The organism is Pantoea cypripedii, from assembly GCF_011395035.1.
Classification (GTDB): Bacteria; Pseudomonadota; Gammaproteobacteria; order Enterobacterales; family Enterobacteriaceae; genus Pantoea; species Pantoea cypripedii_A.
Genome location: NZ_CP024768.1, coordinates 2,104,249 through 2,118,232 on the forward strand (window position 1 = coordinate 2,104,249; position 13,984 = coordinate 2,118,232).

Here is a 13,984-nt window from a genome sequence, read left to right on the forward strand (position 1 = left end):
TCAACAAGAGGTCCATGCAATGAGCACTTTCAGAACCACAGACGGTACGCAGATTTATTTTAAAGATTGGGGTACAGGTAAGCCGGTGCTGTTCAGCCACGGCTGGCCGCTGGATGGGGATATGTGGGATAGCCAGATGAATTTTCTGGCGGAACGTGGCTATCGCGTTATCGCTTTTGACCGTCGTGGATTTGGCCGCTCAGAACAACCGTGGCAGGGATATGATTATGATACCTTCGCCTCCGACATTAACGATCTGATTAACTGCCTGGGTCTGGAAGACGTCACGCTGGTGGGTTTCTCTATGGGCGGTGGCGACGTCACCCGCTATATCGCCAACTATGGCACCGCACGCGTTGCTGGCCTGGTGTTGCTGGGCGCGGTGACGCCGATCTTTGGTCAAGCCGAAGATTATCCGCAGGGTGTGGATTTATCGGTGTTTGCCGGTATCCGTGACGGATTGAGAAAAGACCGTGCGCAGTTTATCAGTGATTTCGCCGCGCCTTTCTATGGCACCAACGCGGGCCAGACCGTTTCCGATGGCGTGCTGACCCAGACGCTGAATATCGCTCTGCTGGCGTCATTGAAAGGGACGCTGGATTGCGTCACCGCGTTTTCTGAAACCGATTTCCGCCCGGATATGCAGAAAATTGACGTGCCGACGCTGGTCATTCACGGCAGCAACGATCAGGTCGTCCCCTTTGCCACCACTGGCAAAGTTGCGGCTGAGATGATTAAGGGTGCAGAACTGAAAGTGTATGAGAATGGCCCGCATGGTTTTGCGGTGACCCATCAGGATCAGCTGAATGAAGATCTGCTGGCGTTTCTGCAACGCTAATTGAACAGATGAACCCGTAGCTACCGTCTTGAGCGTCAATCCCCGGTGCGAATAAATTCGCACCCTACGCCTGTAGGGGCGGCATTCATGCCGACCAGGCCAATAACCGCACGTTTTCGTAGCGGCGCGATTTATCGCGCGTCTTTTAAAACCCGCGCGATAAATCGCGCCGCTACGGAACGTACCTGATGTGTTATCGGGTTGGATGATTCACTTCAAGCGGACGTAAATCAAACACCAGCACCTCGGCTTCATCGCCTTCGCTGAAGGTCAGCGTTTTTTCATCGCGCACCCGCGCACCATCTCCGGCTTTAAATTTCACGCCATTCACCGTGACGCTGCCGCGAGCCACATGGATATACGCATAACGGTCATCTCCGAGCGTAAGGGTTTGCTGCTCACCCGTGCTGAAGAGTCCGGCGTAGATACGCACATCCTGACGAATACTGAGTGATCCTTCATCGCCCTCCGGAGAGACGATCAGGCGCAGATTGCCGCGTTTGTCGCTCTCAGGCACCGAGATTTGCTGATAGCCCGGTGGTGAATTCTTCTCAGACGGCACCACCCAGATTTGCAGGAAGTGGACGCCGTCTTCACTGGAGTGGTTAAACTCGCTGTGCGTCACGCCGCTGCCGGCACTCATCAACTGGACATCACCCGGCACAATCACCGACCCGGTTCCCATCGAGTCTTTATGCTCCAGCGCCCCTTCCAGCACATAGGAGATGATTTCCATATTGCTGTGTGGATGTGCGCCAAAACCGCGTGCTTTCGCCACCCGATCATCGTTGATAACCAGCAGGTCGGAGAAGCCTGCCTGTTTCGGATCCCAATAGTTGGCAAACGAGAAGGTGTGGTGTGAATGTAACCAGCCGTGTGCACCGACACCGCGTTGTTCTGACAGGCGTTGTTCAATCATGATCTGCTCCTCAATGCTCTGTGTTTAACCGGGTAAAGGAGTGATTTCCCCTTCGTTGAACACAGGTTAAGGTAAACATATTTGCCGAACAATGGCGTCAAATTGCAATCAGTGTAACGATTAAGTGGACAATAAGATCAATAAAAAGCGCGATAAATCGCGCCGCTCAAATGAACGGCGCAAGGTATCGCGCGCGATGATTGCCTTACAGGCTGGAAAACTTATGCAGCACACGCACCAGCTGGGTGACAAAACCGTATTCGTTGTCGTACCAGGAGACGGTTTTCACCAGCTGGATGTCACCGGCTTCGCTGATTTCGGTCTGGGTCGCATCGAAAATCGAACCAAACGGCACACCGATCACATCGGAGGAAACAATCGGGTCGTCGGTGTATTTGAATGACTCATTGTTTTCACAGGCTTTTTGCAGCGCGGCGTTAATCTCATCCACCGTCACTTTTTTATCCAGCACGGACACCAGCTCAGTGACGGAACCGGTTTTCACCGGTACGCGCTGCGCATGCCCTTTCAGCTTGCCAGCAAGCGCCGGGATCACCAGGCCGATGGCTTTCGCCGCGCCTGTGGTATGTGGAATGACGTTTTCCGCCGCTGCGCGTGAAGCACGGAAATCTTTGCCTCGCGGCCCATCAACCAGCGCCTGGGTGCCGGTGTAGGCATGTACGGTGGTCATGGTGCCAACTTTAATACCAAAGCTGTCGTTCAGCGCTTTCGCCATCGGGGCCAGGCAGTTGGTGGTGCAGGACGCCACCGAAATGATGGTATCAGCCGCGTCCAGGGTGTCATCATTGACGTTAAATACGATGGTTTTCATGTCCCCAGCCGGGGCAGAAATCAGCACCTTTTTCGCGCCAGCATCAATATGGGCCTGCGCTTTGTCTGCTGAGGTATAGAAGCCGGTACATTCAATCACCACATCCACACCGAGCTGGCCCCAGGGGATATTTTTCGCGTCTTTCTCAGCAAATACCTGAATATTTTTCCCATCAACCACCAGGTTGTTTCCTTCGGCACTGACCGATACCGGGAATGCCCCGTAGTTGGAATCGTACTTCAGCAGATAAGCCAGCATCTCTGGTGAGGTGAGATCGTTGATGGCGACAATTTCAACCGCTTCTTTTTGCTCAAGAATACGACGCAGAACCAGGCGACCAATGCGACCAAAGCCGTTAATACCGATTTTTTTCATGATAGAAGTCCTTGCCATGGGTGAAGAGGAATTCAATAACAACCGGGAAAGATGACAATTAAATTAACTCAACTGCTGCCATCTTCCCCACGCATTCTGTGCGCAAAATTCACGCAAAGAAAAACGCCAGCATTGATGCTGGCGTTTGCGGCTTAATTGAGATGCAGTTTTATTTCTGCACCCGCCTGTTGCAGCGCGGTGCGTACCGTTGGCTCCTGGCTCAGGGCATTCAGTAAGCCATAGTCATGGATCATGCCGTTGTAACGGGTGACGGTCACAGGGACACCCGCCGCGTCCAGCTTACGTCCGAACGCTTCACCTTCATCACGCAGCACATCCAGTTCTGCGGTTTGAATCAGCGTCGGCGGCAGGCCGCGTAACTGTTCAGTGGTGGCGCGTAACGGGGATGCCAGAATATTGTTGCGATCTTTTTCAGCGGGCGCATAGCTATCCCAGAACCATTTCATCATGTTTTTGGTCAGGAAATGCCCCTCCGCGAACTGCTGGTAAGAGGCATCATCAAAGCTGGCGTTGGTGACCGGCCACAACATGACGTCATAGCGGATCGCCGGAGTGTGGAATTGTTTGGCCTGTAACGCCACCGCCGCCACCATATTGCCCCCCACGCTGTTACCAACCAGTGCCAGGCGGCTGCCATCCACACCGATCTCTGCGCCGTGCTGTGCCACCCATTTGGTGGCTTCATAAGCCTGAGTAATGGCGACCGGGAAATGGGCTTCCGGCGATGGGGTGTAATTGACAAACACCGCTGCCGCACCAGATGCATTCACCAGGTCGCGCACCAGGCGTTCATGCGTCTGATAATCGCCCAGCACCCAGCCACCACCGTGGAAAAACATAAATACCGGCAGTACGCCCTGCGCCTGCTCAGGTTTCACAATGGTGAGCGTCAGTGGCTGACCCAGTACCTGAATGACTTTTTCACTCACCTGAGCAGCAGGCAGTTTGACACCCTTCTGCGCACCAATCAGAACCTGGCGAGCCGCTGCCGGTGACAGTTGCTCAATCGGCTTGCCGCCGCTGCTGTTCAGCACCTTAAGAAAGGCCGCGACGCCCGCAGTCGGCGCGGGAACATTTTCTTCGGTCGCGGCAAAAGCTGCACTCACCTGACTCGCCAGTAATAAAGCACCCATCACCATCTTCAATTTCATTCTCTTTTCCTTTTCAAATGTTGCGTTAAAAAACGCCATGGTTTTTTGCTTATTTATTTTTTAACAGTTCTGCCGTCAGGTGAAAGAATGCGCTTTTGTCATTGGCATACTGTCCCCTGATCTCACCCGGGGTGGCATGAATATATTTTTTAAAAATACGGGTGAAGGTTTGCTGGCTGGTGAAACCATTTTCGATAGCAATTTCCAGCAAGGTTTTCTGGCTGTGAATAATAGAAAATGTTGATCTGATGACTCGGCGCAGACGTATATATTCGCCGAGGTTATAGCCGGTCACCTCGCGGAAGATCCGCTGAAAATGCCAGTGCCCATAGCCACTTTTCCCGGTGACGGTGCTGACACGAATATTTTCGTCATACAAATGGTCTTCAATCCAGTGGATGATGTCATCCACCACCGAATAAATAATTTTTTCATGCACCGGATAAGAGGTGGGCAGAAATGTATTCTCCGCCGTCATCGCGTTCATATAACACCCTGCCTTGCAGATATTGAATCACAATATCAATCAGCGTGGAGGTAAAAGAAAGTTATACAAACGGATAGGTATACGAATGGATAATTGATTTTTATTTTGGCCGCCCTTAAGGGCGACCGGGCGCATTACATCAGTGGTTTCATCATAAAGACGCTGAGCGGATCGGGTAAATATGGCGGGAAAGCCGCACACTGGCGATAGCCCATTTTCTCGTAAAGCCGGATGGCCGCCAGCTGCTGATTGCCGGTTTCCAGCCGGGTAACCTCACAGCCCTGTTGTGCGGCGAGGGTCTCAAGATGCTGCACAATCGCCTCACCCAGCTGGTGACCGCGCCACGCCGGGCGGACATAGATGCGTTTTAATTCTGCGCTGCCGTTACCCTGTAACAAAATCGCCCCACATCCCACCGGATGATCAGCGGCATCGGTGACCATCACGCAAAGCAGTGAGCCATCCTCGACCGTGGCAAGATCCAGGCAGTGATTACTTTCTGGTGGATAAAGCACGCTCTGGAAAGCATCAAGTTCCGCGACCAGGGTTTGTAATTCGACGTTATGCGCCGGGGTGGTTTTGATGCTAAACATCCTTGCTCTCCGCAGGTTCAATGGGTAACGGCGCGATGTATCGCGCCGTTATAGGCAGCTATCAGGCTGCACCACCCGCCAGTTTATTTAAGGCGATCACTTCAGAATGTTCGACCAGCGGCGGCAGTTCGCCAAACAATTTCACAATATGCGGCGCATTAAGATGTTGTTCCAGCAGCGCCTGGCTTTGCCACTCTTCCGTCCAGATAAAGCGACGTGGATTCTGGCTATCGCGGTTAAGCTGGTAAGTCATACAACCCGGCTCTTTTAATGTTTCTTCAATCACGCCACGAAATAGTTTCTCAGCCTGATCTTCACTGCCTGGTTTAATCGTAAATATTGCTACAACAGGAACCGTCATATTCCACTCCAATATTAAAAAATAATCAGCAGCAATACGTTAGCGCAGCCCTGGCGGGCTGTCAGTCTGAAATTGTGCGCCTGATTTTTTATTTTCATCCTTACTGACGGGGTCATATTTGTTTGCCGATTAATTTCCGATACTGAATAAACTCAGTTTTACTGGCTATTTGGTCATACAACTTGCGTGCGGTAGCATTGGATTCCTGGGTGGTCCAGTAAACACGCGAGCAACCCGCCGCTTCCGCCTGCTGTAAAACCGCGAGGATCAGCGCCTTACCTGCCCCTTTACCCCGAGCCTCCTCACTGACAAACAGATCCTGCAGGTAACAATAATCCCCTGATGTCCAGGTGGAACGATGGGTCAAATAATGCGCCAGACCAATCAGTTTCCCATCCTCTTCTGCTACCAGACAGTTCAATGTTTCAGTCTCAACCCGAAAGCGGCGCCAGGCCAGCTCAGTGGCGACGTCGCTGATATCGGCCTTATAAAAACGTTGATAGCCCTTCCATAACTTCAGCCATGAGCGGTAATCACTGGTCTGCAACGCGCGTATCTGCATCGTTAATCCCTGCCTTTTATCATATTGATCATCTTATTCACCGCCACGACCCGGTCATCATTCGGGAACCATTTATTCGCCAGCATAATCACGGCAATGTGCTCTGACGGGATAAATACCGCGTAGGTGGAGAAACCATTGGTGGAGCCGGTTTTGTTGTACCACGCCTGTTGTGGCGCAGGCTGTAGCGGACGAATCGGCGTCGCTGCCATGCCCTGCATAATCCGTTGCCCGCTATTCCCCGCCACCAGCGTATTCTGTGTTACCGGCAGGGAATAATATTCCCACATCATCGCCTGGGTGAACGCCTCGGTGTGATATTGCCCCTGATGGGTGCTGGCGATCGCCTGTCGCCATTCGGGATCAATCTGCACGTTATTGATCTGAATTGCCAGCCAGCGGATCAAATCGGCACTGGTGGATTTCAGACCATAGGCTTCCGCATCCAGCGGACCCGGTGTGACACGTACCGGCTGATCCTGTTTGTTGTAGCCCTGCGCATAGTTTTTCATCTCCGTCGGTGGCACCTGCACCCAGCTGTGATGCATCCCCATGGCGGGCAGCAGCTGTTGTTCCATTGCCTGGCGGAATGGCTGATGCAAGCTTTTGGCGGCGACCATACCCAGCATCCCGATACCGAGGTTGGAATAAACCCGCTGTGTGCCAGGTGGCGCAGAGGGTTGCCAGTTTTTGTACCATGCCATCAGCTGCTGCTGATTCGTCACTGCATCCGGCACAAACAGCGGTGTGCCGCTGGTATGAGTCGCAAGGTTCAGCAATGTGACGCGATCAAAGGCACTGCCCTTCAGTTCTGGCAGCCAGTGGCTGGCGGTGTCGCTGAACTGTAACTTGTGCTGGACGGCTGCATAGCTCGCCAGCGTCGCGGTGAAGGTTTTACTCAGCGAGCCAATTTCAAACAGCGTTTCATTGGTGATCGGCTGTTGGGTGGTTTTCGACGCCACGCCGTAGTTATAAAACGTGGTTTTACCGCGATAAAAAATCGCCACGGCCATGCCGGGCACCTGATATTGCTGCATCAGCGGTTTTACGATCGGGTCGATGTCGGGTGTCTGCGCCTGCACGTTGCCACTGATCAGCGCCGCCAGGAGGGTAATGCTTGCTATTAAACGCATTAAGATTCCTTTCATTTCGTTTTCAGTTGAATGTCAGCCATCCACTATAGAGCTTTCCCTAATTAAGTGAACAACTTCACATCTGTAACATAACGGCTGGCTGCTCCGACCAAGCGGGAATTACAATGATGTCCTTATCTCGCGGTTTTTCAGGAGGAAACACGTCATGTTCGTCACCCATAAAGTCCGCATGAATCGCCTGTTTCAGCACGGCAAATGTCTCGATGTGGCTATCGATCACGGCATTGCGAATGAACCCGATTTTCTCATTGGCCTGGAAAATATCGCCGGCGTGATGCGCAACCTGATTGCTGCCCAGCCGGATGCCATTCAGGTCAACTACGGCCAGGCCGATTTGTTGCAACGCGAAGTGGGACGTAAACCGGCGCTGGTGATGCGTACCGACGTCGGTAATGCCTATAACGCTGCCCGTCATCGCGAAATGTGGGCAGTGTTGCACAATCCGGAAGAACCGATTCTCGCCGCATTGCAGATGGATGCCGCCGCAGTGGTGGTTAATTTGTACCTGATCCCTGATGAACCGGGCATCTTCCGTATGTGCGTTGAGAATATTGGCCGTCTGCGTCAGGCCTGCGATCGCTACGCGATGCCGCTGATGATTGAACCGCTGGTGATGGCCCCTGCGGGACAAGGTGCCGCTTACGGCTCGATCGGTGACGTAGAAAAAATCGTACCGCTGGTACGACTGGCGCGTGAGCTGGGTGCCGATATCGTCAAAGCCGACCCGACGGAGAACGTAGAAGATTTCCATCGTGTGGTGGAAGCGGCACGTTGTCCAACGCTGGTACGCGGCGGTGGTAAAGGCGAGCTGGGTGCCGTATTGCAAAAAAGCGCGGCGTTAATGGCGCAAGGTGCCAGCGGCATGGTGTATGGCCGTAACGTTTATCAGCACGATAACCCGTCACGGGTGGTCAAAGCGCTGATGGCGATTATTCATCAGGGAGCCAGCGGCCCGGATGCAATGGAAATTTATCAGCAAGGTTAAGGGTTTGCAGAACGGGTGAATGCGGGTATAACAATTATCTCCCCTTCACCAGGATAAACATCATGCAAATCACCCAGTTACCGTTTGGCATTACCCAGTGGGATAAAATCGAGCCGGAAACGCATCACGGCGAGCGCGGCTTTGCGCTGTGGCGCACGCAACGTTTTAACGATATTCGCGTGCGGATGGTGGAGTATTCGCCGGGCTATCTTGCCGATCACTGGTGCCTGAAGGGGCATATTTTGCTCTGTCTGGAAGGTGAGATGCTGACTGAACTGGAGGATGGCTGCTGCTTTACCCTGACACCTGGCGTCAGCTATCAGGTGGCCGATAATGCCGAAGCGCACCGCTCCTCAACGGAAACCGGCGCAAAACTATTTATCGTCGATTAATTTATCGCGCCCTGTGGTAGCGGCGCGATTCATCGCGCTATGTTTACTTCGCCAGCGCGTAAGCGGCGGTCAAATCCAGGCGTTGCCAGAAAGATTGTTCCGGAGTGCTACCTGATAACGGATAACCCGCTGGCAGTGCCGATTTCACCATCAGCGCACGACGTTGCGCATCAGACAGCTGCGGCAACGCCGCTTTCAGCAAGACTTCAGCGCCCGCCGGTACGGTCACCGCAACATTTTTACCTGCGGCCTTCGGCAGGTTGTAGCTCATGGTGAAACGATAGAACTGCTTCATCTGTGGTGAAAGATAGGGATCGTCCTGACCGTTACTGCGTGCGCACTCCGCCAGTGAGGTGCCACACTCTTTCTCCAGCGCTGCACGCAGCTGATCGCGTGCTTCACTGAACAGCGCCTGGTAACGGGTGTCGTTCAGGTAATTGGCCACATTACGTTCGGCCACCATCCGTGAACCCATCACATCCAGCGGATAATGCACACCCAGCACCAGGCGTGAATAACCATAACGGGCACCACGGGTAACCAGCGCTTCAAAGCGCTCCGGCACCATTTCAGCCATCAGTAAGGCATCGGTGTAACCGGTGTTGGTATGGCCGCTGGGGAAAGAGCCGCCATCGGCGGTGTAAGGTTTATTATCCTTCACCACCGTATCGTCCGGCACCAGATGGATGGTGTTGCCTTCATGCAGGAACGGGCGCGGATAGTTGAAATGCTTTTTCGCTGCGCCCGTGCTGACTTCGCTGGCTTTAATCAAGGCTGCCGCTTTGCCCAGTTCACCCTTGTCATAGGCCGTCAGAAACGCTTTGCCCAGACGCGGACCCATTGCATCGGCGAGGAAATAGAGATGGTTAATGCCTTCAGCATCGGCAAGCGCCTGATGACGCGTGCCCTGGGTCGCATTCAGGTTGATATTGGTGACGGTGGCGCGGTTGGCGTCCAGCACGCTGGCTGGCAGTGCGCTAAAACCCGACAGCAGCGCGATACCGGCCTGCTGATTGGCTTTGGTCTGGAAATCATATCCCTTACTTTTCAGCCATGCGTAGTCGGCCTGAGTGGGTGACTGTTTGGCTTTTTCCAGCAGGTCACGCGTCAGCGTTGGGTGGTTACCCTGTAACGCGGCACGTTCGGCCTGCAACATCTGTTGTTCAAGATCGTTATACCCTGCGTGAGCAGAACCGGTTGAAGTCTGGCTGGCGAGCGCGGCGGCGTCCGGCAGTGAGATCGCATGCGCCTGCTGCGCCAGCAGCAAAACGGTGGCCATCAGTGTGTAGCGGGTTTTCATTATTTTCCCCTGTTATCAGAACATTACCTTGCCGGGGAAACACGCTAGCACCCAGATGTGACAGTTTTATTTCATTTAGCGGCACTGGCTGGCACAGTTTTGTACGCAAATTTGTGCCAGCGAACCACAGGCGCTGTCTTTATTGTTGTTGCATTGAGATTGCTGGATATAACAGTTCTGCTGGCAGGCGGAGACATCGCATTTCGCCGCAGCGGGTGTCAGTTGCGGTAGCGGCGTTTTTTGCTGCGGCTGCCAGTTGGTTTGTGCTGCGACGCCGAGGCTGGTCAGCAGCAGCAACAGGATGGTCCACTTCATCGCCTTACCCTCGTGTGGTTAGTCTGAATCAGTATGGCATACGCCAAATGGCATCGACCCGTAGCGGCGCGATTTATCGCGCAATTTTGTGTTCGGAGCCGGAAAAAAAGCGCGATAAATCGCGCCGCCACAGCAGGTGCGTGATGAAACCATTGATTCACTCACCTTACGCCATTGCACTATTTTGATGCATAGCAATGAACCAGTATTGTGCACTTCATGCAATGCGGTCTGGTATAAATTGATTTAAATCAATAAATATCAACCCATTACCCCCTTCGCTTTTCACATTCCTTCGTTGGTACAAAAGTTGCAAGCCTCATTGGTATTGCAAAGGAGACGGTTATGAAAGCGATTGTGATTGGTGCCGGCATCGGCGGAATGAGCGCGGCGATTGCGCTGGAGAAAGAAGGTTTTAGCACGACGGTGTTCGAAGCGGTGAAAGAGATGAAACCGGTCGGTGCCGCCATTTCTATCTGGCCAAATGGCGTTAAGTGCCTCAATGCCCTCGGCATGAAAGAATCCCTGCGTGCGCTGGGTGGCAACATGGCGTTTATGGCATATAACGATGCCCACAGCGGCAGCACGCTGACCCGTTTTAGCATGTCGCCGCTGGTGCAGCAGGTGGGTGAATATCCCTATCCGGTCGCCCGTGCCGAACTTCAGGCAATGCTGATTGATACCTATGGCCGCTCACGCATCAGCTTTGGTAAGCGCGTAACTCAGGTGGAGCAAACGGCATCAGGCGTCACGGCCTGGTTTGACGATGGCAGCCAGCAAAGCGCCGATTTTCTGATTGCTGCTGACGGCACCCACTCCGTTATCCGCCATTATGTGCTGGGCGAAAGCGTGGAACGCCGCTATGCCGGTTACGTTAACTGGAATGGCCTGGTGACCATCGATGAAAGCATCGCCCCGGCGAACCAGTGGACGACGTTTGTCGGTGAAGGCAAACGCGTGTCGCTGATGCCCGTCAGCGGCAATCGTTTCTACTTCTTCTTTGATGTCCCGCTGCCAAAGGGATTAGCGGAAGATCGCAGTACGCTGAAAAGCGATCTGAAAGGTTACTTTGCTGGCTGGGCCGAGCCGGTGCAGCGTCTGATCGACACCATCAACCCGGACACCACCAACCGTGTCGAGATCCACGATATCGAACCCTTCAGCCAGTTTGTAAAAGGCCGGGTGGCGCTGCTGGGCGATGCGGCACACAGCACCACACCGGATATTGGCCAGGGGGGATGCGCAGCGATGGAAGATGCAGTTGTGCTGGCACAGACACTGGCGGCTCATTCGCTGGGCATTGAAGATGCTTTGCTGCGTTATCAGGCACGCCGCGTGGAACGCACCAAAGATTTAGTGCTGAAGGCGCGTAAGCGTTGTGATGTGACGCACGCAAAAGACCCGGCAATCACTGCGGCCTGGTATCAGGATCTGAAAAATGAAACCGGCGAGCGCGTGCTGGCCGGTATGTGTGACACCATCGAAGGTGGCCCGCTGGGGTAAGTATGAACATGCACCGACTGGCTTTTTTGCGCGATAAATCGCGCCGCTACGGTCGGTGCATCACATTGAGCGATGAATCGCGCTGCTACGACGACAGCCCGCGATTCTCCAGCATCGGGCCGATTTCTGGCGCTTTGCCGCGCCAGGCCAGCCACAGATATTGCAAATCGGTGCTGTTACCGCGCGACAGAATCTGTTCGCGGAAGTGCTGACCATTTTCCCGCGTTAAGCCGCCCCGCTCCTCAAACGCCTGATAACCATCATCGGCCAGCATCTGCGTCCAGATATAGGCGTAGTAACCGGCGGCATAGCCGCCACCCCAGATGTGACGGAAATAACTGGAACGGTAGCGCGGCGGCACCGTTGCCAGGGCGATATTCTCGGCCGCCAGTGCCTGCAATTCAAAATGGCTGACATCTTCCGGGTTATCGTGGGTGGTCAGCGAGTGCCATTGCATATCGAGCAATGCCGCTGCCAGCAGCTCCGTCATGTCATAACCTTTGTTGAATTTCGCCGCGCGCACCATTTTCTCGCGCAGCTCAGCAGGCATTGGCTCGCCACTCTGATAATGGCAGGCGTAATTGGCGAACACCTGCGGGTTACTGGCCCAGTGTTCGTTGATCTGCGACGGGAATTCGACAAAATCACGCGGCGTCGCGGTGCCCGACAGGGTGACATAACGCTGCGAGGCAAACAGGCCGTGCAGCGCATGACCAAATTCATGGAACAGGGTGATAACTTCATCCCAGCTCAGTAACGCAGGCTGACCCGCCGCCGGTTTGGTGTAATTACAGACGTTGTAAATCACGGGTTTGGTGCCGAGCAGCGTCGATTGATCGACAAAGTTGCTCATCCATGCACCGCCACTTTTGTTATCGCGTTTAAAGAAATCGGTGTAGAACAACGCCAGCGGCGTATCGTCCGCATCGAAAATCTCATAGACACGCACATCGGGATGATAAACCGGTAAATCATGGCGCTCGCTAAAGCGAATACCGAACAACTGGCTGGCGGACCAGAACACCCCTTTCTCCAGCACATTTTCCAGCGCGAAGTACGGGCGGATCTGGCTTTCATCCAGCGCATATTTTTCTTTACGCACCTGCTCAGCGTAGAAGCTCCAGTCCCAGGCGCGTAGCGGGAAACTGTGGTGCTCCCGTTCAATGGCCTGCTGAATCTCTGCCGCTTCCCGCTCGGCACGTCCACGGGCGGCAGGCACGATATTACGCATAAAACTCAACGCCGCTTCCGGCGTTTTTGCCATCTGGTCCTGCAAACCCCACTCGGCATAGGTTTTGAAACCGAGCAGGCTGGCCCGTTGCGCGCGCAGCTGCGCCATGCGCAATACCAGCGCGCGGGTGTCGTTCTCGTCGCCCAGCTCACAGCGCGTCAGCGATCGCTGGAACAACACTTCGCGCGTGGCCCGCACGCTTAACGCTTGCAGCACCGGTTGCTGGGTGGTGTTTTGCAACGGAATCAACCATTCACCCGACAGACCGCGTGCAACGGCTGCCGCTTTGGCATGGGCCAGTTCCTCATCGCTGAGTCCGGCCAGTGCCGCCGGGTTGCTGACGGTATACGCACCCGCTTTGGTGGCGGCCAGCAGCCGATTACCAAACTTTGTGCCGAGGGTGGCCAGCTCCTGATTACAGGCGCGCAGCTGGTCCTTATCAGCGTCATTCAGGCTGGCACCCGCCAGCTGAAAATGTTGCCAGACCACTTCCACCAGGCGCATCGCTTCAGCATCCGGGCATTGGGTGCCGCGATGCTGATAGACGCTATCGAGACGGGCGAACAGCTGGCTGTTGAGGGTAATTTCGTCGTTCAGTGCCGTCAGTTTGGGGGTAACTAACTCATCCACTTCCTGGAGGCGTTCGCTGGTGTTGGCTGAGGTCATGGCACCAAACACCAGATTGACCCGGCTCAGCAGTTGCCCGCTGCGCTCCAGAGCGACATAGGTGTTTTCAAAGGTGGCTGGCTCCGGGTTACTGGCGATTGCCGCGACCTGCTGGCGTTTTTCTTCCATACCGGCTTCCAGCGCCGGGAGAAAGTCTTCTTCCTGAATAAGGTCAAACGGTGGGGTTTGATACGGCAAGGTGCTGGCAGTGAAAAAAGGATTCGTTCTTGAATTCATTATCGCTCCTGATCATCAGCAACGCCGGAGCAGGCTCCGGCGGGATGTCTCTATCCTGGCAG

At 54.2% G+C, this 13,984-nt stretch carries 15 protein-coding genes; 4 read left to right on the forward strand and 11 right to left on the reverse strand.

Annotated elements, in window-relative coordinates; translation table 11 throughout:
* Positions 1 to 19 precede the first annotated feature (19 nt).
* Positions 20 to 838 carry an alpha/beta fold hydrolase gene (locus tag CUN67_RS09790; protein ID WP_208715084.1) on the forward strand — a complete coding sequence of 273 codons (819 nt, stop codon included), beginning with the start codon at positions 20 to 22 and terminating at the stop codon, positions 836 to 838.
* Between the two features lie 193 nt (positions 839 to 1,031).
* Here the strand turns inward: CUN67_RS09790 and CUN67_RS09795 are convergent, their stop codons facing one another.
* The 8 genes from CUN67_RS09795 to ampC form a co-directional block, all read right to left on the reverse strand.
* On the reverse strand, positions 1,032 to 1,757 hold the full coding sequence (locus tag CUN67_RS09795; RefSeq protein ID WP_208715085.1) for a pirin family protein: 726 nt from the start codon (positions 1,755 to 1,757) through the stop codon (positions 1,032 to 1,034).
* A gap of 205 nt (positions 1,758 to 1,962) precedes the next feature.
* Positions 1,963 to 2,964 carry a type I glyceraldehyde-3-phosphate dehydrogenase gene (gene gap / locus CUN67_RS09800; RefSeq protein WP_208715086.1) on the reverse strand — a complete coding sequence of 334 codons (1,002 nt, stop codon included), beginning with the start codon at positions 2,962 to 2,964 and terminating at the stop codon, positions 1,963 to 1,965.
* A 152-nt stretch (positions 2,965 to 3,116) separates the two neighbouring features.
* Positions 3,117 to 4,136, reverse strand: coding sequence for an alpha/beta hydrolase (locus tag CUN67_RS09805; protein WP_208715087.1), 1,020 nt, complete (start codon positions 4,134 to 4,136; stop codon positions 3,117 to 3,119).
* 49 nt (positions 4,137 to 4,185) lie between these two features.
* Complete coding sequence (locus CUN67_RS09810; protein ID WP_208715088.1) at positions 4,186 to 4,623, reverse strand: helix-turn-helix domain-containing protein; 438 nt, start codon at positions 4,621 to 4,623, stop codon at positions 4,186 to 4,188.
* A 134-nt stretch (positions 4,624 to 4,757) separates the two neighbouring features.
* On the reverse strand, positions 4,758 to 5,216 hold the full coding sequence (locus tag CUN67_RS09815) for a GNAT family N-acetyltransferase (protein ID WP_208715089.1): 459 nt from the start codon (positions 5,214 to 5,216) through the stop codon (positions 4,758 to 4,760).
* Between the two features lie 61 nt (positions 5,217 to 5,277).
* Positions 5,278 to 5,577 carry a putative quinol monooxygenase gene (locus CUN67_RS09820; RefSeq protein ID WP_208715090.1) on the reverse strand — a complete coding sequence of 100 codons (300 nt, stop codon included), beginning with the start codon at positions 5,575 to 5,577 and terminating at the stop codon, positions 5,278 to 5,280.
* Between the two features lie 112 nt (positions 5,578 to 5,689).
* Positions 5,690 to 6,139 (reverse strand): GNAT family N-acetyltransferase, encoded by a 450-nt coding sequence (locus CUN67_RS09825; RefSeq protein ID WP_208715091.1) that lies wholly within the window; start codon positions 6,137 to 6,139, stop codon positions 5,690 to 5,692.
* A gap of 2 nt (positions 6,140 to 6,141) precedes the next feature.
* Positions 6,142 to 7,272 carry a class C beta-lactamase gene (gene ampC / locus CUN67_RS09830; RefSeq protein WP_439332277.1) on the reverse strand — a complete coding sequence of 377 codons (1,131 nt, stop codon included), beginning with the start codon at positions 7,270 to 7,272 and terminating at the stop codon, positions 6,142 to 6,144.
* A 166-nt stretch (positions 7,273 to 7,438) separates the two neighbouring features.
* Between ampC and CUN67_RS09835 the strand changes: the two genes are divergently transcribed.
* Positions 7,439 to 8,278, forward strand: a complete 840-nt coding sequence (locus CUN67_RS09835) for a class I fructose-bisphosphate aldolase (protein ID WP_208715093.1) — start codon at positions 7,439 to 7,441, stop codon at positions 8,276 to 8,278.
* A 62-nt stretch (positions 8,279 to 8,340) separates the two neighbouring features.
* A complete protein-coding gene (locus CUN67_RS09840) occupies positions 8,341 to 8,670 on the forward strand; it encodes a DHCW motif cupin fold protein (protein ID WP_208715094.1) in 330 nt (109 codons plus the stop codon).
* 43 nt (positions 8,671 to 8,713) lie between these two features.
* Here the strand turns inward: CUN67_RS09840 and CUN67_RS09845 are convergent, their stop codons facing one another.
* Both CUN67_RS09845 and CUN67_RS09850 read right to left on the reverse strand, forming a co-directional pair.
* Positions 8,714 to 9,970 (reverse strand): acid phosphatase, encoded by a 1,257-nt coding sequence (locus tag CUN67_RS09845; protein ID WP_208715095.1) that lies wholly within the window; start codon positions 9,968 to 9,970, stop codon positions 8,714 to 8,716.
* Between the two features lie 75 nt (positions 9,971 to 10,045).
* Positions 10,046 to 10,285 carry a hypothetical protein gene (locus tag CUN67_RS09850; protein WP_208715096.1) on the reverse strand — a complete coding sequence of 80 codons (240 nt, stop codon included), beginning with the start codon at positions 10,283 to 10,285 and terminating at the stop codon, positions 10,046 to 10,048.
* Positions 10,286 to 10,630: 345 nt separating this feature from the next.
* On the opposite strand from CUN67_RS09850, the gene hpxO reads away from it, so the two are divergent.
* On the forward strand, positions 10,631 to 11,788 hold the full coding sequence (gene hpxO / locus CUN67_RS09855; RefSeq protein ID WP_208715097.1) for an FAD-dependent urate hydroxylase HpxO: 1,158 nt from the start codon (positions 10,631 to 10,633) through the stop codon (positions 11,786 to 11,788).
* An 85-nt stretch (positions 11,789 to 11,873) separates the two neighbouring features.
* On the opposite strand, the gene dcp is transcribed toward hpxO, so the two are convergent.
* Positions 11,874 to 13,922 (reverse strand): peptidyl-dipeptidase Dcp, encoded by a 2,049-nt coding sequence (gene dcp, locus CUN67_RS09860; protein WP_208715098.1) that lies wholly within the window; start codon positions 13,920 to 13,922, stop codon positions 11,874 to 11,876.
* Positions 13,923 to 13,984 lie beyond the last annotated feature (62 nt).